The organism is Gluconobacter sp. DsW_058, from assembly GCF_002153615.1.
GTDB lineage: Bacteria > Pseudomonadota > Alphaproteobacteria > Acetobacterales > Acetobacteraceae > Gluconobacter > Gluconobacter cerinus.
On sequence record NZ_JOPH01000001.1, the window covers coordinates 69,066 to 91,084 of the forward strand.

Annotated in this window: 24 protein-coding genes; 19 read left to right on the forward strand and 5 right to left on the reverse strand. The window is 56.2% G+C overall.

The window, feature by feature from the left end:
* The first annotated feature begins 106 nt into the window (after positions 1-106).
* The 6 genes from HK24_RS00315 to HK24_RS00340 all read left to right on the forward strand — a co-directional run bounded on the left by HK24_RS00315 (position 107) and on the right by HK24_RS00340 (position 4,919).
* The gene (locus tag HK24_RS00315) at positions 107-1,303 is read left to right on the forward strand and encodes a molybdopterin molybdotransferase MoeA (RefSeq protein WP_233125909.1); all 1,197 of its coding nucleotides are present in this window, start codon (positions 107-109) and stop codon (positions 1,301-1,303) included.
* Positions 1,257-2,330 carry a GTP 3',8-cyclase MoaA gene (moaA, locus tag HK24_RS00320; protein ID WP_369826500.1) on the forward strand — a complete coding sequence of 358 codons (1,074 nt, stop codon included), beginning with the start codon at positions 1,257-1,259 and terminating at the stop codon, positions 2,328-2,330. The genes HK24_RS00315 and moaA overlap by 47 nt, the downstream gene beginning before the upstream one ends.
* 18 nt (positions 2,331-2,348) lie before the next feature.
* Positions 2,349-2,831, forward strand: a complete 483-nt coding sequence (moaC, locus tag HK24_RS00325) for a cyclic pyranopterin monophosphate synthase MoaC (RefSeq protein WP_086632860.1) — start codon at positions 2,349-2,351, stop codon at positions 2,829-2,831.
* Entirely contained in the window at positions 2,828-3,655 is an 828-nt protein-coding gene (locus HK24_RS00330) for a MoaD family protein (RefSeq protein ID WP_086632861.1), read from the forward strand. Before moaC ends, HK24_RS00330 begins: the two co-directional genes overlap by 4 nt.
* Complete coding sequence (locus HK24_RS00335) at positions 3,652-4,158, forward strand: molybdenum cofactor biosynthesis protein MoaE (protein WP_086632862.1); 507 nt, start codon at positions 3,652-3,654, stop codon at positions 4,156-4,158. Before HK24_RS00330 ends, HK24_RS00335 begins: the two co-directional genes overlap by 4 nt.
* A 200-nt stretch (positions 4,159-4,358) precedes the next feature.
* Positions 4,359-4,919 (forward strand): hypothetical protein, encoded by a 561-nt coding sequence (locus HK24_RS00340; RefSeq protein WP_198942027.1) that lies wholly within the window; start codon positions 4,359-4,361, stop codon positions 4,917-4,919.
* 124 nt (positions 4,920-5,043) lie between these two features.
* Here HK24_RS00340 and HK24_RS00345 read toward each other — a convergent pair whose 3' ends face one another.
* Together HK24_RS00345 and HK24_RS00350 are read right to left on the reverse strand one after the other, a co-directional pair.
* Positions 5,044-5,250: a molybdopterin-binding protein gene (locus HK24_RS00345; protein WP_046901128.1), complete on the reverse strand. Its 207-nt coding sequence runs from the start codon at positions 5,248-5,250 to the stop codon at positions 5,044-5,046.
* A 118-nt stretch (positions 5,251-5,368) separates the two neighbouring features.
* Positions 5,369-6,508, reverse strand: coding sequence for a type III PLP-dependent enzyme (locus HK24_RS00350; protein ID WP_086632864.1), 1,140 nt, complete (start codon positions 6,506-6,508; stop codon positions 5,369-5,371).
* Positions 6,509-6,891: 383 nt separating this feature from the next.
* On the opposite strand from HK24_RS00350, the gene HK24_RS00355 reads away from it, so the two are divergent.
* On the forward strand, positions 6,892-8,040 hold the full coding sequence (locus HK24_RS00355; RefSeq protein ID WP_086632865.1) for a YihY/virulence factor BrkB family protein: 1,149 nt from the start codon (positions 6,892-6,894) through the stop codon (positions 8,038-8,040).
* Positions 8,041-8,070: 30 nt separating this feature from the next.
* Here the strand turns inward: HK24_RS00355 and HK24_RS00360 are convergent, their stop codons facing one another.
* On the reverse strand, positions 8,071-8,688 hold the full coding sequence (locus tag HK24_RS00360; protein WP_233125910.1) for a septal ring lytic transglycosylase RlpA family protein: 618 nt from the start codon (positions 8,686-8,688) through the stop codon (positions 8,071-8,073).
* A gap of 155 nt (positions 8,689-8,843) precedes the next feature.
* Between HK24_RS00360 and aroQ the strand changes: the two genes are divergently transcribed.
* The 4 genes from aroQ to HK24_RS00380 are packed head-to-tail and all read left to right on the forward strand — an operon-like array spanning position 8,844 to position 11,679.
* Positions 8,844-9,293 (forward strand): type II 3-dehydroquinate dehydratase, encoded by a 450-nt coding sequence (gene aroQ, locus HK24_RS00365; RefSeq protein WP_023943307.1) that lies wholly within the window; start codon positions 8,844-8,846, stop codon positions 9,291-9,293.
* A complete protein-coding gene (locus HK24_RS00370; RefSeq protein ID WP_086632866.1) occupies positions 9,290-9,745 on the forward strand; it encodes an acetyl-CoA carboxylase biotin carboxyl carrier protein subunit in 456 nt (151 codons plus the stop codon). The genes aroQ and HK24_RS00370 overlap by 4 nt, the downstream gene beginning before the upstream one ends.
* Positions 9,745-11,094, forward strand: coding sequence for an acetyl-CoA carboxylase biotin carboxylase subunit (accC, locus tag HK24_RS00375; RefSeq protein ID WP_046901132.1), 1,350 nt, complete (start codon positions 9,745-9,747; stop codon positions 11,092-11,094). Before HK24_RS00370 ends, accC begins: the two co-directional genes overlap by 1 nt.
* Positions 11,095-11,109: 15 nt before the next feature.
* On the forward strand, positions 11,110-11,679 hold the full coding sequence (locus HK24_RS00380) for an NIPSNAP family protein (RefSeq protein ID WP_086632867.1): 570 nt from the start codon (positions 11,110-11,112) through the stop codon (positions 11,677-11,679).
* Between the two features lie 104 nt (positions 11,680-11,783).
* Here the strand turns inward: HK24_RS00380 and HK24_RS00385 are convergent, their stop codons facing one another.
* Complete coding sequence (locus HK24_RS00385) at positions 11,784-12,458, reverse strand: YfdX family protein (protein ID WP_086632868.1); 675 nt, start codon at positions 12,456-12,458, stop codon at positions 11,784-11,786.
* Between the two features lie 437 nt (positions 12,459-12,895).
* On the opposite strand from HK24_RS00385, the gene edd reads away from it, so the two are divergent.
* The 5 genes from edd (at position 12,896) to HK24_RS00410 (ending at position 18,081) form a co-directional block, all read left to right on the forward strand.
* Entirely contained in the window at positions 12,896-14,743 is a 1,848-nt protein-coding gene (edd, locus tag HK24_RS00390; RefSeq protein WP_086632869.1) for a phosphogluconate dehydratase, read from the forward strand.
* Positions 14,744-14,755: 12 nt separating this feature from the next.
* The gene (gene eda, locus HK24_RS00395; protein WP_086632870.1) at positions 14,756-15,379 is read left to right on the forward strand and encodes a bifunctional 4-hydroxy-2-oxoglutarate aldolase/2-dehydro-3-deoxy-phosphogluconate aldolase; all 624 of its coding nucleotides are present in this window, start codon (positions 14,756-14,758) and stop codon (positions 15,377-15,379) included.
* Positions 15,380-15,593: 214 nt separating this feature from the next.
* Positions 15,594-16,157, forward strand: a complete 564-nt coding sequence (locus HK24_RS00400; RefSeq protein ID WP_083956515.1) for a metal-dependent hydrolase — start codon at positions 15,594-15,596, stop codon at positions 16,155-16,157.
* Complete coding sequence (gene purH / locus HK24_RS00405) at positions 16,154-17,731, forward strand: bifunctional phosphoribosylaminoimidazolecarboxamide formyltransferase/IMP cyclohydrolase (RefSeq protein WP_064275084.1); 1,578 nt, start codon at positions 16,154-16,156, stop codon at positions 17,729-17,731. Before HK24_RS00400 ends, purH begins: the two co-directional genes overlap by 4 nt.
* Entirely contained in the window at positions 17,728-18,081 is a 354-nt protein-coding gene (locus tag HK24_RS00410; protein ID WP_046901138.1) for a hypothetical protein, read from the forward strand. Before purH ends, HK24_RS00410 begins: the two co-directional genes overlap by 4 nt.
* Positions 18,082-18,414: 333 nt before the next feature.
* Here the strand turns inward: HK24_RS00410 and HK24_RS13380 are convergent, their stop codons facing one another.
* Entirely contained in the window at positions 18,415-18,609 is a 195-nt protein-coding gene (locus HK24_RS13380) for a hypothetical protein (protein ID WP_143412271.1), read from the reverse strand.
* On the opposite strand from HK24_RS13380, the gene HK24_RS00415 reads away from it, so the two are divergent.
* From HK24_RS00415 to fliF, 3 genes are all read left to right on the forward strand, one after another.
* Positions 18,608-19,450, forward strand: a complete 843-nt coding sequence (locus tag HK24_RS00415; protein WP_143412272.1) for a hypothetical protein — start codon at positions 18,608-18,610, stop codon at positions 19,448-19,450. The genes HK24_RS13380 and HK24_RS00415 overlap by 2 nt on opposite strands.
* 13 nt (positions 19,451-19,463) lie before the next feature.
* Positions 19,464-20,186 (forward strand): flagellar hook assembly protein FlgD, encoded by a 723-nt coding sequence (locus HK24_RS00420; RefSeq protein WP_086632872.1) that lies wholly within the window; start codon positions 19,464-19,466, stop codon positions 20,184-20,186.
* A 164-nt stretch (positions 20,187-20,350) separates the two neighbouring features.
* Positions 20,351-22,018 (forward strand): flagellar basal-body MS-ring/collar protein FliF, encoded by a 1,668-nt coding sequence (gene fliF / locus HK24_RS00425; protein ID WP_086632873.1) that lies wholly within the window; start codon positions 20,351-20,353, stop codon positions 22,016-22,018.
* Position 22,019 lies beyond the last annotated feature (1 nt).

The following is a 22,019-nucleotide window of genomic DNA, read 5'->3' on the forward strand; positions in this document are numbered from 1 at the left end:
AATGCGTTTGTGACATAGCCTGTCATGCCGGGGAGTTGATCGGGGTGGCATCAGGTCTATATCGGCAAAGATGAACTCCGGACACGGATCATCAGTGGAGCGGAAATTGGTTGAACTCCTGAGCGTCGCGCAGGCCGTGGATCTTGTCCTCGGATATGCAGGTCATTTTGGAACGGAACATGTTCCGCTGGCCGAGGCTTCTGGCCGCATCCTGCAACAGAGTGTCCATGCCGAACGTGATCAGCCTCCTTATGACCGGGTCATGATGGATGGCGTGGCTTACCGTTATGGCGCAGGCTCAGTTCTCGGCTGCCATGGTGTCCAACGCGCAGGGATACCCGCTCGGCCTCTTCCAGATGGAGCGACCTGCCTTGATGTCATGACGGGAGCCGTCTTGCCGGAAGGGGCGGATACCGTTGTCCCCGTCGAGCGACTGATCCGTGATGGCAAGCATGTGCATTTTGAAGCCGGATATGAGCCGCAAAAAGGTCAGTTCGTTCATCTGAAGGGATCAGACTGCGAGGCGGCGCATGAACTCCTGAAGCCCGGTCTGCGTCTGAATGGGCCTGCATTGGCGGTGCTGGCTGGTAATGGATATCCCTCCGTTGAAGTCTCTAAAGTGCCTTCAATCGGCATTGTGGCCACGGGTGATGAACTGGTCGATGTCGGGACGGCTGTTCAGAGTTGGGAAATCAGGCGTTCAAATGAATACGCCCTGACGGGAGCTTTGGCTGCGAGAGGCTTTACCCGCCTTGAACGTTCGGTGGTCCCCGATGATCTGGCTGAGACCATGCTGGCACTGGAAAAGCAGCTTGCCCGGCATGAGGTGCTGATCCTGAGCGGTGGCGTCTCAATGGGGCAGTTTGATCACGTCCCCAAGGCGCTGACGAAACTTGGTGTGGAGCGGGTTTTCCATAAGGTTGCGCAACGTCCCGGTAAGCCGCTCTGGTTTGGGGTTGGTCCTGAAGGGCAGCGCGTTTTTGGTCTGCCGGGAAATCCCGTGTCGGCCACCTGTTGTGCCACACGTTACGTTATTCCCATGCTTCTGGCAGGGCAGGGTGTCAGTCGGCCAGAAACCTACTCCGTTAAGCTCGATGCTGATGCTGCACGTGTGTCGACATTGACCCGCTATCTGCCCGTTCGTGTCCGGCACGATGCCTCCGGGCAGGCATGGGCAAGCCCTTATCCGATGCCCACATCTGGCGATTTCAGCTTTCTTGCGGCAACGGATGGGTTCGTGGAGTTGGCGCCTGGCGATGTCGCTGCCCCAGCCGGGTCCCATGCTGTGTTCCATGGCTGGTAGCACGTCTCCCGATCCTGTACGGGACCGCTTCAATCGCCCGCTGCATGATTTGCGGATTTCGGTGATGGACCGGTGCAACTTCCGATGCCCTTACTGCATGCCGGAAGCGACGTATCATGAACATTTTCGCTTTCTGGAGCCCAAGGAACGTCTGAGCTTTAACGAAATTGGCCGGGTCGCACGGGCGGCGGTCTCGCTGGGCGTCACCAAATTGCGTCTCACAGGGGGTGAGCCTCTTCTGAGGCCCGATCTCGTCTCTTTGGTGAGCAGGCTGGTCGCAATTCCAGGCGTCGAAGATGTGGCACTGACGACCAATGGTGTTCTGCTAGGCCGACATGCGCAGTCTTTGAAGGACGCTGGTCTAGGGCGCATTACGGTAAGCCTGGACAGTCTCGATCCCGCTATTTTTGCACGAATGAGTGGGGGGCGGGCGCAACTCGAACCGGTTCTGGAGGCTATCGAGCACGCGCAGGCATTGTCGTTTCCCGGTGGGGTTAAGCTGAACACCGTTGTGCAGCGTGGCGTTAATGATGACGGGGTCGAAGCTTTGGCTGACCGCTTCCGTCATACGGGTGTTATCGTCCGTTTCATTGAATACATGGACGTCGGCACGCGGAACCACTGGGAGCTGGGTGAAGTTGTTCCATCCCGTGAACTGGTCGAGCGGTTGAACGCCCACTGGCCGCTTGAGCCACTGGGCGCGCAGTATCAGGGTGAGGTTGCGCGTCGGTATCGGTATCAGGATGGTGCGGGTGAGATTGGGTTCATTTCTTCCGTGACAGCGCCGTTTTGTGGAGATTGTTCACGGGCGCGACTGTCGTCGGAAGGACAGATTTATACGTGCCTTTTTGCTTCGGAAGGGACAGACCTGCGGTCACTTCTTCGCAGCGGGGCAGATGACGAGGCTTTACGCGAGCGTCTGGCTTCGGTGTGGCGGATGCGTACCGACAGGTACAGTGAAGAACGAACCGCCGGTGAGGCATCTTCGACGAAACGTCGGATAGAAATGAATTATATCGGTGGTTAGATCGGGAGATCAGGACGGATGAAAACGCTCACTCATGTTGATGAACGTGGTGAAGATCCGCGCATGGTGGATGTCGGCGGCAAGACCCTGACAGACCGCACGGCTCATGCTCAGGCCCGTGTTCTCTTTCCCCGGGACGTTGCGCAGACGCTGAGTGATGCCGGGTTCATGACCAAGAAGGGTGCGGTTCTGACTGTCGCGCAGATTGCGGGGGTCATGGGTGTGAAAGCGACGTCCCAGTTGATCCCGCTGTGTCATCCTCTATCCCTGAACGGATGTCGTGTGGAAATCACCATGGAGGGTGATGAAGCCGTCATTGACTGCCGCGTGTCCTGCCAGGGCAAGACAGGCGTGGAAATGGAAGCCCTTACCGGTGCCTCAGTCGCTGCCCTGACGATCTATGACATGTGTAAGGCCTTGTCTCATGACATGGTCATTCGCGAATTGAAGCTTATGGGGAAGGCCGGTGGAAAGCGTGACTTCCAGCGGATTGAAGCATGAGGCCGCTTTACGGTCTGGTTCTGGCGGGTGGCGTCAGTGCGCGGATGGGGCAGGACAAAGCTGAGCTGTCCTATCATGGAGCACCCCAGTTACAGGTGGCGTATGAAACGCTTTCTCCGCTTGTAGAACGCTGTTTTGTCTCTGTGCGTCCGGCACAGAAAGAGGACCCGCTACGGGCACGGTTTCCTCAGATTGTTGATACTGTCGCGGTAGACGGTCCAGCCGCTGGCCTTCTGTCTGCACATCAGGCATTCCCGGAGGCTGCCTGGCTGGTTCTGGCGTGCGATCTACCACTCCTGGATCAGGTTACGCTTGAAACTCTGATTGCCGCCCGTGATGATCAGCATGTGGCGGTGGCTTATCGCAGCGAACATGACGGACTGCCAGAACCTCTCTGTGCGATCTGGGAGCCGAGAGCGCTGGACGCTCTGGCGCTTCAGGTCGAAGGAGGGCGGAAATGTCCTCGCAAGCTTCTTATCAATAGCCAGACGTTACTGCTTTCCCCACGGACAGTCGGTGCTCTGGATAACATCAATACTCCGGAAGAACGTGCAAGCGTCTCACGGCGATTGGGAGGACAGATGATCCGCCTCGATGTGGAATATTTTGCTCAGATGCGTGAACTCGCAGGGCAGAAAATGGAAACTGTGGAAACGCATTTCGGAACGGTCGGTCCGCTTTACGAGCAGCTGAAAGAGAAATATGGCTTTCCGTTCGAGGCTGATCGCCTGCGGGTTGCTTTGAATGGAGATTTCGCACCTTGGACGCAGCCTCTGAAGAGCGGGGACCACGTTGTGTTCATTCCGCCGGTGACCGGCGGATGACCCATTTTCTGATGGCTGATGCGCCAGTTGATCTGAACATGCTGCGAGAGGGCTTACATCTGGCCGAAGCAGGTGGCTTCTGCACTTTTGAAGGCTGGGTTCGCAATAGCAACGAGGGCCGTCCAGTGGATGGTCTGGAATATGAATCCTACGCTGCTCTCGCAGAAAAAGAGGGAGCGCGGATTATTGAAGAAGCATTGGCTCGATTTGAAATCAGCCATGCTGTCGCCATGCACCGGACGGGAACACTACGGGTTGGGGATGTTGCCGTCTGGATCGGTGTCTCCGCGCCTCATCGGGATGCGGCGTTCCGGGCATGTCGTTATATCATTGACGAGATCAAGCACCGGGTGCCCGTCTGGAAGAAAGAGCATTATCTGGATGGTGACGCTGAGTGGGTGGCCTGCCATCACTGTCAGGTTGCTCCCCGGATAAGCGCTGACGATCACGGGCACGATCATCACCATCACCACGATCATGGGTCTTGCGGTCACAAGCACTGATCTATTGCCCGGCGAGTACGTCTGACTCTTGCCGGGCATTCTCTTCTTTCTGAAAAATCAGAGTGTTGCTGTCCTCTTTCCAGGAGAGGGCAGCGAGCATTTTTTTCGTGCAACAAGCGTGCGGTCACGCATTTTTAGTTTGATATTGCAAATCATTCTCAATTAGAGTGTCTCTGGTTCTGCTGATTCGGAGATTAATCATGACACGGACACCGCTTTTCCTGTCTGACCTGTGCTGCTGCGAAAGACTGGCACTCTGGAGTATCCGGTGTCTGGTCAGCCGATACCGTTTGCCGTACTGCCATGAAACCCGCACGACGGATGGCATGTTTCCGGCATCTTTCCGTCCTGTTCTTGATGCCGCGGAGCGCGCGTTCGAGGATGCAGCCCAGCATCTGAGAGAAGCCGGGCAGCCTGTGCTGGATATCAATCCGCCGGGCTCTCAGGGGCTAAGTGCGATGGAGGAGCGCTTTCTCCAGGGGATCCAGACGGTGCAGAATGATGGCCAGAAGGAAGTCTTCCACCTTCTTGCCGACCTTTTTCCCGAGCGACTGATGCAGGGTTACATTGTCACGGCTCTCGCCCTGATTTCAGACTGTATGGCTGGGATTGGTCACTGGCTTCCGCGGCATGAGCGCAAGACGGCAGGGGCCGGAGCTTTGTCATCTCTAGCACGATGGAAAAAGATTCATCCGGCTGAAATGCGGGTGCTTTGGCCACGGGATATCCCCCAGGCCTGGGCGGGACGCACTCTGCACTGAATTCCGCTGAATTCTGCAAGAGACGAAACACCACAGCCTGCTGGACTTGGATTTAAAAGCGGTCAGACCTCATCAGACTGCCCTGCAATCATGAGTGAAGTCTGGACCGAATGGGTGTGTGGACTCAGTCCACGCCAACCATGACGCTGGAAGCCTTGATAACGGCATAGGCTTCCTTGCCCACTGTCAGTGACAGTTCCTCAACAGCTTCATTGGTGATGGCACTTGTAATAATCGTGCCGTTGACGTCGATCGTGATGTGAGACGTCGTTGCGCCTTTTACGATCTGTGTAATCTGGCCTTTGAGCTGATTACGTGCGCTGAGTTTCATGGTGCTGTCCTTTTGCTACCCCCTTGGAGATGGGGGTGACACATTAGGACACAAGGCCTGAGGAAGTGGACAATGCGTTTTTCGGGGATGGCCTGTGCCACCCCCAATCAGAAGCGTCTTAGATATAGTGCTCGGTCAGAGGCGGAAAACCATTGAACCCGACGGAGCAGTAGGTCGAAACATAAGCGCCAGTCGCCAGGATTTCGATACGATCTCCAGACTTCAGGCTGTTCGGCAGCGGGATGCGGTTCTTCTCATAGAGAATATCGACACCATCGCAGCTTGGTCCTGCCACGACGCAGGGGGAACGTGAGCTGTCTGTGTCGTCACGAGACGTGCGGAATGTGTAGCGAATGGCTTCACCTTCCGTCTCCGCGAGGCCACCGAAGCGTCCGATGTCCAGATAGACCCAGCGTGGGTCTGTTTCTGCACCGCCACGACGGCTCACAAGAATGACCTCGCTCGACACTACACCGGCCTGACCGACCATATATCGGCCCGGCTCCAGCAGAACCTCTGGCTGCCCATCAGGAAAGTGCTCACGGAGAGCCGCCTGAATGGCGGCGCCAAATTCCTGCACAGACGGAATGTCTTCCCGATAATGGGTTGGGAAGCCGCCGCCCAGATTGATCATCTGAAGGTCAAGGCCTTCCGCGCGCAGCTCATGATAGAGGCGTGCAGCCGTTGCAATGGCGTGCTGGTAAGCGGCGATACCCGTCTGCTGGCTTCCGACATGGAACGAGAGGCCATAGGGATGCAGGCCAAGATCGCGCGCACGGATCATCAGGTCGCGGGCGTGGGCAATTGTCGTGCCGAACTTGCGCGAGAGCGGCCAGTCAGCGCCTTCGTTCTCAACGGCCAGACGGCAGAAGACACGGGCGTCTGGTGCGTTCTCTGCAATCTTTTCGAGCTCTTCCATGCTGTCGAGCACAAAGAGATCAATGCCCATGTCCCGGGCTTCACGGATGGCACCAACCTTCTTGAGTGTATTGCCATAGGAGATGCGATCAGGTGTGGCGCCAGCCTTCAGGCACATTCGGATTTCTTCGAGTGATGCTGCATCGAAAGACGATCCCAGAGCGACAAGGCGCTTCAGGATGGACGGTGCCGGATTAGCCTTGATGGCGTAATAGATCTTGCCAGCTGGTAGGGCGTCGTGAAGGGCACGATAGTTGCTTTCCACAACATCGAGATCAACGACGAGGCAAGGGGTTGCCGGCTGCTGCTCGGCAAGAAAACGGGTGATTTTGGGAGTCATGACACTCTTTCCCAGAACCGGACTCGTCAGGGAACAGTTACACCCTGCGAGTGTGTTGCGAAACGGTCGAACGGACCAGCGAATAGCGGGGACCCAAAAGAAGCGGGACCCGGAAGGCCAGAACGCTTGACGTCGTTGCGTAACCTCGAGAGGGCCAGTGGCACGTGCGTTGCTGCGTGACGGGGCGTATGAAACCAAAGCCCCGCCGTTGCAAGAGCTAATTTTGCATTATTTGTGTTTTGGAAATATTGAGGGGATTGAAATCGGGGCAAATTCGGAACGCAGAAGGCGATTTCTGCGTATGCTAGGTTCTGTCGATCCTGAGAACGGAACGACTTAATCTCGCCTGTTGCCCATAACAGGAACTGCCGAGGACCCCCTGAGTGAGCTTATTTCCCGATTCTGCGTCAGCTTCCGGTCCAGCGCCAGACGCACCTTCGGAGCCTGACCGGAAAAAAATCCACCAGGACATCCAGCGTGTCCATGAACTGGCGCCTGAACCTAGCGAAGAAGATATTCGCAAGGCGCGTGAACTTGGTCCTGATGCCCCGGGTACGGGAGCGAACTCCCCTCTGAGTATGCCCAGAGCAGGGTGGAAGATTGTCCTGCGCCAGGTTTTCTCGGAAGTAGGATCGTCCCAGACGTCCCTTTCTGCTGCGGGCTGCGCGTTTTACGCCACGCTCTCTCTCTTTCCGGCCATATCGAGCCTGATCTCGCTTTATGGTCTGGCATTTGATCTGCAGACCGTTGAGCCGCAGCTTGAAGTGCTGCGTCATCTGCTGCCCCCAACAGCTTATTCGCTGATTGGCAATCGGATCCACGAGCTGGTTTCCCAGCCGCATACGTCTCTGACCATAGGGCTGATTTTTTCTGTTTCCGTCGCGTTGTGGTCCGCTTCAGCCAGTACGAAGTCCATCCTGTCCGCATTGAATATGGCGTATAATGCCACCGAGACGCGCGGCTTCCTGAGGTTCCAGGCAACTGCTCTGGCTACCACCCTAATGGCTGTTGTTGGTGCTGCGCTGACCTTGGCACTGATGGTGGCAGCGCCTGCGCTGGTTGATTACCTTCCGCGGTATCTGGGTTTCAGAAAGCCGCCGCCGCCGTTTGATCTTCTGGTGTCTTACGGTGCGCCGCTTGTCGTGCACACGCTTGCACCGATCCTGATGCTGCTGTTCGTCTTCGTGGCAGTCACGATGCTTTATCGCTTTGCCCCCAGTCGGGAGCCAGCAAAGTGGCGGTGGATATTCCCCGGATCAGCGCTGGCTACCGTCCTGTGGGTACTCATGTCGCTCGGATTCTCGTGGTACGTCGCGCACTTTGCGAGCTACGGCGCAACCTATGGGCCCTTGGGCGCAGTTGCGGCGATTATGATGTGGTTCTTTGTCAGTGCGTATGTTGTGCTTTTCGGAGCAGAGCTGAATGCGGGGCTGGAAGAGCGCATTAAAGGTGCGCAGCCCCGGATTTCTGGTCTGCCACAGACAGACCCTTTGATTGCTGAAGCTGTTACTGCCGAAAGCACACCCCGGTAACCACCGGGGTAACTCAGCCCGTCCGTCGTTTTAACGGTGGGTGGGCTGCTTTGTGGTGTCAGATTGTGTGCCCGCAGCCTTGATGGCTTGTTCGCTCGTATCCTTGGACTCGGCTTCCGCGACTTCGCTCGCGGCATCTGACGCAGGCTTGTCAGCCATACGGGCAATAGTGACGTGAGCAGTTCCGCTGTTCAGCATCCCGATCTTCGCTGCTGCCGCATGTGAAAGATCGATGATGCGGGTATTGAACGGCCCGCGATCGTTCACTGTGACGACAACAGAACGGCCCGTATCTTCAGACGTCACCAGCAGTTTTGTGCCAATTGGCAGGGAAGGGTGTGCGGCGGTCAGATCATTTGTGTTGAAGATCGTCCCGCTACTGGTGCGGCGTCCGTGGAAATGACGTCCATACCAGCTCGCCATGCCATGCTGGGTCCAGGACGCGGCCTTGTGAGCCCGGTTAGCCAGCGCGGATCGAACAGAGGCTGCCCAGCTGGTCCGGACCGTCCCCGCTGCATCACCAGAAGAATCGTCTGCTGCATGAGCAGTTGTTCCACCTGCAATTCCGGCAAGCGCGAGTGCAAATGTCATGCTGCGCAGGGGAGACAGTCGACGGGATGAGCGAATGGCAGGCGGGGCAAATTTCACTAGACTGGTATCTTCTCCAGTGGACGAAAACGGGCTTAAGCCGTGCTTCCTAGCACAAAACCATGGGCCTGTCCCCCTTTTGAAGCCTGCGAAGACGGCAGGATTAGGGCGATGACGCTTTCATGACGGCTCCGAAAGTGCTATCGCGCGGCCAGATGAAACGTCCTCTCATTGCCGTTCTGAACGGTCCGAATCTCAATATGCTGGGTCTGCGCCAGCCTGGAATCTACGGTCACGCTACGCTCGACGATGTCGAGCAGGTGTGCATTCAGGCTGCTGAACGCCTCGATGTCGCGATCGATTTCCGACAGACAAACGGTGAGGGAGAACTTGTGTCCTGGGTGCAGGAGTGTCGCGGCCGCGCTGATGGAATCGTGATTAATCCTGCTGCTTATGGGCATACCTCGATTGCCCTGCTCGACGCGCTTCTTGCTGTTGAGTTGCCGATAGTTGAGGTTCATATTTCCAACATTCATCGCCGGGAGCCATTCCGCCATCATACCTACGTCTCGCAGGCCGCCATCGGTGTGATCTGCGGCCTCGGCGTCAGGGGATACGCGCATGCGCTTCAGGCAATAACCGACATGATCGAAGACGAAGGATGAGCCGCATGCTCGTGGACAAGGATGCCATTCGGGCATTGGCCGATATTCTGACGCAGACCGGCCTGACCGAAATCGAGATCTCCGAAGCTGATAGCCGCATTCGCGTGGCGCGCAACGTCAACGTGGTTCAGGCTGCTGCACCAGCCGTTGCTGCTGCTCCCGCCGCAGCACCAGCCGCTGCTCCTGTTGCGGCACCTCCGGCTGATCCTGCCAAGCATCCTGGTGCGGTTCCAAGCCCGATGGTGGGTGTCGCCTATCTGGCGCCGGATCCGGCTTCCCCGGCATTCGCTCAGGAAGGTCAGGTTGTTTCTGCCGGTCAGACGATCATGCTGATCGAAGCCATGAAAACCTTTAACCAGATTAAGGCTCCTCGCTCTGGTACCCTGACAAAGTTCTTTGTCGAGTCTGGGCAGCCTGTTGAATTTGGCGAAGCTCTGGCGATCATCGAGTAATGATTTCTAAAGTCCTTATTGCCAATCGAGGCGAGATCGCGCTGCGTATCCAGCGCGCCTGCCGTGAGATGGGCATCAAAACCGTGGCCGTGCATTCGACGGCCGACGCCGATGCAATGCATGTGCGTCTTGCCGATGAAGCCGTCTGCATCGGTCCGCCGAGTGCACGCGATTCTTATCTGAACGTCGCTGCCATTCTGTCAGCTGCCATGATTACGGGCGCGGATGCCATTCATCCGGGTTATGGCTTTCTGTCAGAAAATGCCGAGTTCGCCGAGACTGTTGAAGAGCATGGTCTGGCGTTTATCGGCCCGACGGCGGAGCATATCCGCACGATGGGCGACAAGATTACCGCCAAGACGACCATGCGCGCGCTTGGCGTGCCGCTGGTGCCGGGCTCCGATGGGGCGCTGGTCGATATTCAGGCCGCTCGTGAAGTCGCCGAGAAGGTCGGTTATCCGGTCCTGATCAAGGCTGCTGCCGGCGGCGGTGGTCGCGGCATGAAGGTTGCGCAGACGGCAGACGATATCGAGGAAGCCTGGTCGGTAGCTCGTGCAGAAGCCCGTGCTGCCTTCGGCAATGACGAGGTCTATCTCGAGAAGTATCTTGATCGCCCGCGTCATATCGAGCTTCAGATCCTTGGTGATGCCCATGGCAACGTGGTGCATTTTGGCGAGCGTGACTGTTCTCTCCAGCGTCGTCACCAGAAGCTGCTTGAAGAAGCCGGTTCCCCAGCTCTGACGGATGCCGAACGTGAAGAAATCGGTAGGACCTCGACCGAGGCTCTGGCACGCATGGGCTACCGAAATGCTGGCACGCTTGAGTTCCTGTATCAGGATGGCCAGTTCTGCTTCATCGAGATGAATACCCGCCTTCAGGTGGAACATCCGGTGACGGAAATGGTGTGCAGTGTCGATCTGGTGCGTGAGCAGATCCGGATCGCTGCTGGTGAGCAACTTGGTTATACGCAAAAGGACATCAAGATGTCCGGCCATGCGATCGAGTGCCGCATCAACGCTGAGAACCCGGAAACTTTTGCGCCGAGCCCTGGCACGGTCAATGTTTTCCATGCACCAGGTGGTCTTGGTGTGCGAATGGACAGCGCCATTTACGCTGGCTATCGCATCCCGCCGTACTACGACAGCATGATCGCCAAGCTCATCGTTCATGCGCCGACGCGTCAGGAAGCCATTGCCCGCATGCAGCGTGCTCTGGATGAATGTGTGGTGGATGGAGTGGAAACGGTCATTCCGCTGCATCGGAAAATTCTGGCGGATCCGACTTTCCAGAAAGGTGACTACACAATTCACTGGCTGGAAAACTTTGTCGCCGCCCAGACCAAGTCCTGAAGCGGAGATGATGTGATGAGTTATGTAGAGACCATCTTTCTGGACGTTCAGCCTGGGCATATCCCGCAGGTGGTCTCTGCTCTCTCAGGTCTTGAGGGGGTAGGGGCATGGGTGACCGAAATAGGTCGCCTGAACCGCATTACCCTTCTCAGGACAGCGCAGACCTACGAGGCGCTTTTGAGTGGCCGTCCAGACGTCTTGTCTAGCCTGCCTCATGAGAACCTGGTTCGGGTGGAAGTGACATCCTGGCGCGCCATCACGCCTGTCGCCAATCCCGGCTCTTATGGAAGTGTCTATGAATGGCGCTGCTATGAGGCCAAGGCGGATGGCATGCCTGACGTTGAGGAGCGTTTCCTTGCTGCTGTGCCGGAGAGAGAAACGGTGTCCCCGCTGACGTGCACACTCGTCTCTCTTGAGGGTACGCCGCGCATTGCGCATCTGTGGCCTTATGCAGACCTGAATGCACGGTCGGAAAAGAGGGCCGCTGCTGTGGCTACCGGAAGCTGGCCGCCAAAAGTCGCGCCGTTTCTGACGCGGATGGAAAGCGAGATTCTGCTGCCATTGGCAATCTCTCTCTGGAACTGAAGTGTTCGGTCTTTAGTGTCCGTATTCAAAAAAAGGCGGCCTGCAGAATATGCAGGCCGCCTTTTTTTTGTTTCTGGTTCCGCGCGTTAGATGGGCGCGAGAGCTTACTTCTTGGTCGCGTTTGCGGGGGCTAGTGTCGTAACGAAGTCTTCGGACACAAACACAATGGAATCCAGAGCTTCATCCAGAGCCTCTACAGCTTGCTGCGGATGGCGACCTTCCGTGAAGACAGTTGCCCGATTGATTGCGCCTTGGAATGGGGCAATCGGGGCTAGGGCGAGAATGAAGTCCGCATTCTGGCCCACGACTTTCATTGTCTGGGCAGCTGAGTCCGTATCACCGTTCTTCAGCTGAGCATTGGCGGATGCGACAGCTGCTTTCTGCTCTGGGGCAAGCGTCTCGCTGGCAATGAACTCACCACCCACGGGTAGCCAGTCAACCTGGCCGGAGACCGCATGATGCGTTGAGGGAAGTGGGTGCTGTGGAGCTGCGTGCAGATCGTTTTCTGCGGCCTGGAACTTCTGACTGGCTGTTGTTGCGGCGGTCAGTCGCTTCTGGGCATCATAGAGAGCCGGAATGGCAGCATCTGTCTGACCGGCACTCAGGATCTGACGTGCTTTGAGAATGTCCGTAACGGCGCGTTGCCCGTCAGCAGACAGGTGATGAAATGCCCGATGGGCTTTGAAAGATTCCCAGTCCTTGTGAAGAGATCCGGCATGCGCTGGCATGGCGAAGAGTGTCAAAGCTGCTGATGCAAAGATGGGAAGTAGAATTCGCATGATGAGATCCTAATGAATATAAAATCAATATCGAGAAACATAAAAACATAATTCAAAATCTATCAAATGAAAGTTGATTTATATTTCATCATTAATCCGGATCAATTTCGTTCTGATTTCCTGCGGCGGGAATTCATTTTGAGTATTTGCTCATCATCGCATCTGCGTATATGAAAATACATAATATTGAAAATACCGGGTAAATCTGAGTTTGTACTTTATTTTCATTTTTTCGAAAAAAACGGTTTAAATGAAAAGATAGAAAGCCATTCTGAGAAATAAAAATAATAAATTTTCTCGGAAAGGCATTGTGAGGTGTTGCTGTTCCAGGTTCGGTTCCGTATGAAAGTAGCCCCTTCACGAGGCTGTGTCTTTCAGCGGAAAGAGCGTTTTTTCCGTCTGGCAGCGCGTGTGTCAGTCGAGCAGCGAGTGTTCCAATGTCTTTGAATTCCGTCGTCGAGAGCGTGACCGCCCGGATCATCGAGCGTTCGAAAGTCTCCCGTCGCCGTTATCTTGCTCTGATGGAGCGAAACCGGGCCAAAGGCGTCTCCCGCCCACGCCTGGCCTGCGGAAACCTCGCTCACGCCATTGCAGCGGCTGCGTCTGACAAGCCGGAGCTCATGCGTCCGGCCAGCACGAACCTCGGGATTGTGACGACTTACAACGACATGCTGTCGGCGCATCAACCGTATGGACGTTACCCGGACCAGATGAAGCTGTTCGCCCGCGAAGTTGGGGCAACTGCTCAGATCGCCGGTGGCGCGCCAGCAATGTGTGATGGCGTGACGCAGGGACAGGAGGGAATGGAGCTTTCCCTGTTCTCCCGTGACGTTATTGCCATGTCCACGGCTGTCGGCCTGAGCCACGGCATGTTCGAAGGTGTCGCGCTTCTGGGGATCTGTGACAAGATTGTCCCGGGCCTGCTGATGGGCGCGCTGCGCTTCGGGCATCTGCCGACAATGCTGATCCCGGCCGGCCCTATGCCGTCAGGCCTTCCTAACAAGGAAAAGCAGCGGATCCGTCAGCTCTATGTGCAGGGCAAGGTCGGGCAGGACCGTCTGATGGAAGCGGAAAACGCGTCCTACCATAGCGCTGGCACATGCACCTTCTACGGCACGGCCAACACGAACCAGATGATGGTTGAGATCATGGGTCTCATGATGCCGGATTCTGCCTTCATCAATCCGAACACGCCGCTTCGGCAGGCCATGACGCGCGCAAGCGTGCATCGTCTGGCGGAAATCAGCCTGAATGGCGAAGATGTCCGCCCACTGGCACAGTGTGTTGATGAAAAGGCCATTGTGAATGCGGCAGTCGGCTTGCTGGCAACCGGCGGTTCGACCAATCACACGATCCACCTGCCTGCCATTGCACGAGCTGCTGGTATCATTATCGACTGGGAAGATCTGAGCCGCCTCTCAGCCGCAGTTCCGCTGATGACGCGCGTTTACCCCAGTGGCTCTGAGGACGTGAACGCCTTCAATCATGTGGGTGGTATGCCGACACTGATTGCCGAGCTTTCTCGTGCCGGCCTTCTGCACACGGATATCATGACGGTCTCGCGCGGTGGATTTGCCGATTATGCCTGCCGTGCCAGCCTGCAGGATGACGAAGTCGTTTACACGCATGCCAAGCCATCGCTGGACCGTGACATTCTCCGGGACGTCAAAGAGCCGTTCAAGGCTGATGGTGGTATCAAGCTCATGCAGGGCAATGTCGGTCGTGGCATCTATAAAAGCAGTGCCATTGCTGAAGAGTTTCTGACCATTGAAGCCCCGGCGCGCGTTTTCCATGATCAGCATGATGTCGCCACGGCGTTTCAGAATGGTGAACTTGAGCGGGATGTCGTTGTTGTTGTGCGGTTCCAGGGGCCGGAAGCCAACGGAATGCCGGAACTGCACAAACTGACGCCAACGCTCGGTGTGTTGCAGGATCGGGGCTACAAGGTGGCTCTTCTGACAGACGGACGGATGTCAGGTGCGAGTGGTAAGGTGCCTGCTGCCATTCACGTCGGCCCGGAAGCTCAAGTTGGGGGCCCGATTGCCCGCGTTCGGGATGGTGACATGATCCGGGTGTGTGCCGTAACGGGGCAGATTGAGGTTCTCGTCGATCCGGCAGAATGGGAGGCACGCGAACCTGTTGCGCCGCCGCCGCCCGCTTTCGGAACCGGACGTGAGTTGTTTGCCCTCATGCGTTCGGTGCATGATCCGGCCGAAACCGGCGCATCGGCCATGCTGGCCCAAATGGATCAGGTAATCGAAGCCGTTGGCGACGCCATTCACTAAGGACCAAATTTCATGACTGATACTGCCAAACTTGATGCTGTCATGACCCGCTGCCCGGTTATTCCGGTGCTGGTGGTCAATGATGTTGCACAGGCTCGTCCCTTGGCTGAAGCGCTGGTCGCTGGTGGCCTGACCACTCTGGAAGTGACGCTGCGGACGCCTTGTGCGCTCGAAGTGATCGAGGAAATGTCCAAGGTTGAGGGCGCGTTTGTTGGGGCGGGCACTGTGTTGAACCCGACGGATCTGGAGCGCGCAGTAAAGGCTGGCTCCCGCTTTATCGTGAGCCCTGGCCTAACCGCGCCGCTGGCTGACGCTGCCCGTGACCAGGACATGCCTTTCCTTCCGGGCGTCGCGAATGCTGGTGACATCATGCGCGGTCTGGATCTGGGGCTGACACGCTTCAAGTTCTTCCCGGCTGTGACCAATGGTGGCATTCCGGCGCTGAAGAGCTTGGCCAGTGTATTCGGTAATGTCCGCTTCTGCCCGACAGGCGGCATCACTGAAGGGAGCGCTCCGGACTGGCTGGCACTTCCTTCCGTATCCTGTGTCGGCGGATCGTGGATTACGGCAGGTGAGTTTGACGCAAAGACGGTGACGCAGCGTGCAACGGCTGCGGCTCTTTTGCGCCAGAGCTAAGATCCCTTGTAAATTATTCGCTCCATTGAAAACAGGAAGGCGGTCTGGAAGTTATCCGGATCGCCTTTCTTTTTTTCATTGAGGGCCTGTTTCTCAGCTTGAGAACGGATAAAGAACATCCCCAGAAGAAGAGGGGATGGAATTTATGAATATCTTTGCAGGAAAAGGGGTTACGGCCCTTTCCGATAACGTCCGAATCGGATCATAAGAACCCGTGACTGGACGTTCTCACCTCCTGATTGGCGGATTTGCTGTTTTGTGTGCGATGCGCTGGCATGTCCTGTCACCCGAGCCTTTTTCGGTCTGCACAGGGTTGCTGGGTAGTCTGCTTCCGGACATTGATACGGAGCGCTCCATGCTTGGGGCCCGGGTCAAATTTCTGTCCCGTTTTCTGGCGCGGACGTTTGGTCATCGTGGGATGACGCATTCCGGTGTTGTGCTGCTTTTGATCGCCGCTCTGGTTGGGGCTTTTATGGGGGAAGGTGCGCTGCGAGGCCCGATTGGCGCTCTTCTACTGGGCGTTGCCACCCACATTGCGGCTGACCTGCCAACCGGTGGTTGCCAGCTTCTGGCACCTCTTAGCCGGTCCAGACTGTCTTTCTGGCCCTATGTCCGCACGGGCGGTCTGGGCGAGATCATGCTTCTTCTGCCTACTCTTTTTCTATTAGGGTGGGCAGGGTTCGCGGGACGTGATCCATTTGGTGGTCACGCTCCTTACGTCGTGCATCACCAGCGGTTGCACGGACATGTTTTGAAGGATATTGCATTTCCATCATGACTGAGACCCGACTCCCCGTCCGTCGCGCCCTTCTCTCCGTTTCTGACAAGACGGGACTGATTGAACTGGGGCGCGCGCTTGCCGCCCACGGTGCAGAACTGCTTTCGACGGGGGGCTCGGCAAGGGCGCTGCGTGAGGCGGGTCTGACTGTCAAAGATGTTTCAGAACATACGGGCTTCCCCGAAATTCTTGACGGTCGTGTCAAGACGCTGGTTCCGCAGGTTCATGGCGGCATTCTCGCACGTCGTGATCTGCCGGCTCATCTGAGCCAGATGGAAGAGCACGGCATCGTGCCAATCGATCTGGTCTGCGTTAACCTGTATCCTTTCGCCGCTACGGTTGCATCCGGCGCGGGCGATGAAGACTGTATCGAGAATATCGATATTGGCGGTCCGGCCATGATCCGCGCTGCGGCCAAGAACTTCGATCATGTCACGATCCTGACGTCTCCTCAGCAATACGGTGATTTCGTTCAGTCTCTGGACGCGGGTGGAACGTATTTGAGTGAGCGTCGTGATTATGCCGGTGCTGCGTACGCCCATACGGCATCTTATGACGGTATGATCTCCCGTTGGTTCGCGGAGCGTGCGGGTGAATTGTTGCCTCCTGTTCTGACGCTCAGTGGCTCCCGCGACGAGCTTCTGCGTTATGGTGAAAATCCACATCAGAAAGCTGCTTTCTACCGTGATGGCAGCACACGGGCGGGCATTGCGACGGCTCGTCAGGTGCAGGGCAAGGCGCTGAGCTACAACAATCTGAATGACACAGACGCAGCGTTCGAGGCTGTTGCTGAGTTTGATGCGCCGACTGTTGTGATCGTCAAGCACGCTAATCCATGCGGTGTGGCGTCTGCTGAAACGCTGGAACAGGCATGGATCGCGGCGCTGCGTTGTGATCCGGTTTCGGCATTTGGTGGCATCGTAGCCGTAAACAGAACGCTTGATGCAGAAACGGCTCAACGCATCAGTGCGATTTTCACGGAAGTGATTGTTGCCCCGGATGCGGATGCGCAGGCTATTGAAATTCTTTCTCGCAAGAAGAACCTGCGTCTGTTGCTTACTGGCGGAATGCCGGACCCGGAAGCTGAAGGGCTGGCTTTTCGCTCTGTCGCCGGTGGTTTTCTGGCGCAAAGCCGGGATGCAGGCCGCGTCCTTGAGAGCGATCTAAAGGTCGTCACTAAACGCGCGCCCACGGAAAAGGAGATGAAAGATCTCCTGTTCGCGTTCCGAGTGGCCAAGCACGTTAAATCCAACGCGGTCATTTATGTTCGCAACAATGCGACTGTCGGGATTGGGGCGGGGCAGATGTCCCGTGTGGATAGTGCGCGCATTGCTGCTCGCAAAAGCGAAGATGCTGCAAATGTTGCGGGTGAGACTGCCCCGTTGACCAAGGGATCTGTGGCGGCATCGGATGCGTTCTTCCCGTTCGCAGATGGTCTTGAGAGTGTTGTTGCTGCTGGTGCTGTGGCTGTGATCCAGCCCGGTGGCTCAATCCGCGATCAGGAGGTGATCGACGCTGCCGATGCAGCTGGAATCGCCATGGTCTTCACTGGCATGAGGCATTTCCGGCATTGAAACCTTTCGCTCTCGCAAGCCTGCTTCTGGCTTTCTCCGCCCCGATGGTCGCCGAGGCCGCGCCATGTCTGTATGACATGTCACCGCTGCCCGTCACGAAAGGGATTGTTTCCCGTATTACGCCTACAGGTGTGATGCTGCGTGATGGGACGACTGTCATTCTTCCAGAGGAACTTCTGGCAGGTGTACGTCTGGCACAGCCTCTTGCGGTGAGAGGGCTCGTGGCAGCATCGACCCACACAGTGCAGGCTTTTGCACTTGATGGCGTTCCGCCAGTTTGCCCGGCGCCAGCCGCAGTTACGCGAGGGCCATTTCCTGGTTCTCCTGGATACGATCACATTCAGAATTGAGTTTTGTGCGCGGCCTCTCTGAAAGGGCCGCGTATAAACCTTTTATTTACGTCTGCCGTGCCACTCTCCTTACCGGTTGTTTCCCCGGGAACTGGAGGGCTTGTCATTGTCGCAGATTTTGCCCGCAGCAAAGCCGGGAATAACAACTGCTGGCAGCGCGTTTCCTGTTGGTGCGCCACTTGCTTCAAAAGAACGATTTCAGGATTTTCTGAAAAGCTACGTTCATGAGAAGTCTCCGTCCTCTGACTGTGCCGCTCTCTCTCGTAAAAATACGCCGCGGGTGCAGAGTGAAAAGAACGTTCAGACAAACAGAGGGTCTGAGGTCGGCAAGGATCAGCCTGTTTCAACAGAGAATCGCGAGGTCTCTCGAAGTTTAAAACCTTTGAGCTCAGCGACGAAGGTCTCCGCACAGCCTGTCCGTTCGAATTCACTTCCCGAAAAATCTTCGAAAATACCGAACCCGGTTAACATTTCTCGACGCGGATCAGAGTTATCCGCTCGTAAAGTTTCGACGGATGCATCCTTCATGGAAGCTCCCGAAGTGTCTTCATCGGTGCTGCAAAACGACGTCGTAGACGAGCCTGTGACGACAGAAGAACCTGATCTGGGCCAACACGCAGAACAATTCGCACAATGTGCGTCGGATCTAGAGGACGACAACGGCCAGAGTTTGATGTCTGATTTGTCTCTTGGTGTTGCCTCTTTTGATGGCGCGTCGAAATCCACGATAGACCCACTTGAGGTCAAGGAAGACAGGACAGTCTCTGAAACAGTGGCGTCTCCCACGTCGGCAGAAAATATTCACGTCTTGCAGGGGGCGAATACTGAGGCCTCCGGATCACGCTTGGAGCTTCCGTCCTCGGAATTACAGAATTCCGGTTCCGAACATACGAGCGTTTCAAGCTCCACGCGGGACGAAGCCGGCCCGTCATCCCTGAATGGCCCTGTCATTACTCATCAGGCAACGGATCAGCGTCTCAATACCCAGATCGACATTTTCCTGGAACATGACGGCAAGATCCGGATGTCCGTTGCTGAGGACAAAGGGGGTGAACGCCACATCCATATTCTGGCTGAAAATTCGGAGGCGCTGCGTAGTCTTTCTACAAATAAAGAAAGCTTATTGTCGTCGCTGAACCAGAACCTCGTGCCGGTCTCCGCAGATCAGCCTGTGATATCCACAGAGGTCAGTTTTGGTTTGCTGGGATCTTTCTCTCAAGACTATCCGACAAATTCTGGCCGGGATGAGGGTCAGCAACGGCCCTTCACGGCTTGTGGTTCCTCTGAGACTTCGTCTGAAGATCTCAGTGAGAACGCCTCTGTATCTCCTCGAAAATTTTTGCGCGGTGTTGTTGATCTGACCGCTTAAAGGACGTTTTTTAATGGTCTCTTCTGTCACGTCATCATCGCTTCTGAACCAAGCTGTCTCGGCGGCCAAGTCGAGCGCGTCATCTCAGACGTCGAGTGCATCAACATTCACAGCAAGTAGTGTGGGCAGCGCTGCACTGTCTTCCATGGCAGGAAATTTCAATCAGTTTTTAACACTTCTGACCACTCAACTTCAGCATCAAGACCCCAGTAATCCAACCAGCACGGACAGCTTCACCAGTGAGTTGGCGCAGTTTGCGGGTGTGCAGCAACAGGTCGAGACCAATACTAATCTTACCAGCCTGATTTCTGCCACGCAGGGCACTCAGATCACGTCTGGTATTGCGCTAGTCGGTAAAACAACAACAGCCACGACGGCTTCGCTGCCCTTACAAAGCGGTAAGGCCAGCATGACATTTACAGCGGAGCAGGCTGGGCCTGTAGCAATTGCCGTGACCGATGCGAGCGGTCAGGTTGTCAAAACCGACACGATGACGGCCACTGCGGGGACAAATTCCTGGTCTTGGGACGGCAATGATAACAGCGGACAACAAATGTCTGATGGTCAGTATTTCGTAGCTGTTGAAGGGACCGGGGCGAGTGGAGACACGGCATCTTTCCCGACAACAGTTTCCGGTACCGTTACAGGTCTGACACGGACATCGAGCGGCGTTAACGTGCAGATGGGAAGTGCGACTGTTCCGCTGAGTGATCTGGACGGATTTTCAGGAGCCTGAACAGTCGGGGCGGAAAATTCTATCGTTTTAAGCGCCCATTAACCTTTTCTGTCCACAATGTCTGTCAGTGATTGCAGCAGGACAGGGTGAACGCGCATGTGGGCAGGGCTTGAGGCATCTCCTGAAAAAGCTTGTACGCAGATGACCGTATGGTGGGCGATTAAGTGAAGGCTCTTCTCACAAATCTGAAGCAGCTCGGCCTCCCGCGGCTGGCTGCTCTGGGGGGAGTGGGGGCGGCGCTGCTTGTGCTGCTCGGAGTTCTGGTTATGCACGGAGCAAATTCCACTACCGGACTGCTCTATCGAGATCTGGACCCCAGAGAAGCCGGTGAAATCGTTGATCAACTTGCTAAGGCCCATATTGCGTATCGCCTGCAGGATCAGGGGGCGACGATCATGGTCCCTGATGCCGAGGTGGCAAAAGCACGCCTTCTTCTTGCGAAAAGTGGCCTACCGTCTGGCGGTTCGGTCGGATACGAGATTTTCGATAAGGGAAACAGTTTTACAGCCACGCAGTTTGAGCAAACGATCAACGAGACGCGTGCGCTGGAAGGAGAATTGGAGCGATCCATCCGGCTGATCCACGGTGTTCGCAATGCTCGTGTTCATCTTGTGCTGCGGCACAGAGAGCTTTTCTCTACGAACGAGCAGGGCGCCCAGGCAAGTGTGCTTCTTTCAATGGAAGGCGCCCGCCGTTTGGATGAGGAAAGTATTGCGGCGGTCGTTAACCTGGTTTCTGCGGCGGTACCGGGTTTGGAGGCGCAGAATATCTCACTCGTAGACAATCGCGGGCATGTCCTGCTGCGCCAGGGCGCGGGAAGCGTCGATGGTAATCAAACGGCAGAAATGCAACGGCAGGCGTTGGAACAACGCATTTCCCGTGAAGTTGAGGACATGTTGGGGGCTTCTGTCGGCATAGGGCGTGTGCGGGTGGAAGCGACCGTGGCGATGAATAATGATCATGTGCGGGAAACTCAGGAAAGTTACGACCCTGACCAGCAGGTTCTTCGTTCTCAGCAAACCAAAAATGACAAAAGTATAAACACACAAGGAACAGCAAATACGACGGTCGGGAACAATCTGCCGAATGCTAACGCTGGTCAGCCGCAGAACGGAAGTCAAAGCAGCAGGCAGGAGCAAACGGATAATTACGAGATTGGTAAAAAGGTTCGGACCCTCGTGCAGGATCAGCCACGCATTTCTCGTATCAGTGTTGCTGTCATGGTTGATGGAGCCGTGCAGACGGACGTGAAAGGTCAACATGTCTGGCAGCCACGAAATACTCAGGAGCTGGAAAGACTAACGGCTTTGACCAAGACAGCCATCGGGTTCGATCAGGCTCGTGGCGATGTTGTTACCGTAATGTCGATGCAGTTTTCGGATATCGAAGCGGCAATGCCCGCGACCCAACAGACGTTTCTGAAGGGAATTTTGAGCCGCTCAAATGAAATGGAAGCTGCGCGTTTCGGTATTTTCGCTCTGTGCCTATTGATGGTGCTTTTCTTTGTCGTGCGCCCCTTGTTGCGTCCCCCTGGGGGCGGGCTTCCGGCCGGGCAGCTTCTTTCTGAAGCAAGAAGTGGCGGAACTCGTCTGCCTGAGTTGGAGGGCACACTGGCGACTGAGGCGGGGAACCCGACAGCTCTTTTGGCTGCTCCATATGATGCCACAGTGCCTCTAACAGAGAGTGACGAAGAGACGGTGGCCGTGAGTGGCGTTTCCGGCCGTATTCGAGCGTCCTCTGTTCAGCGGGTGGTAGACCTCGTGGAAACGCATCCGGCGGAAAGTATTGCACTGATGCGCAGTTGGCTGATGCCGAGACAGGAGGGGCACTAAC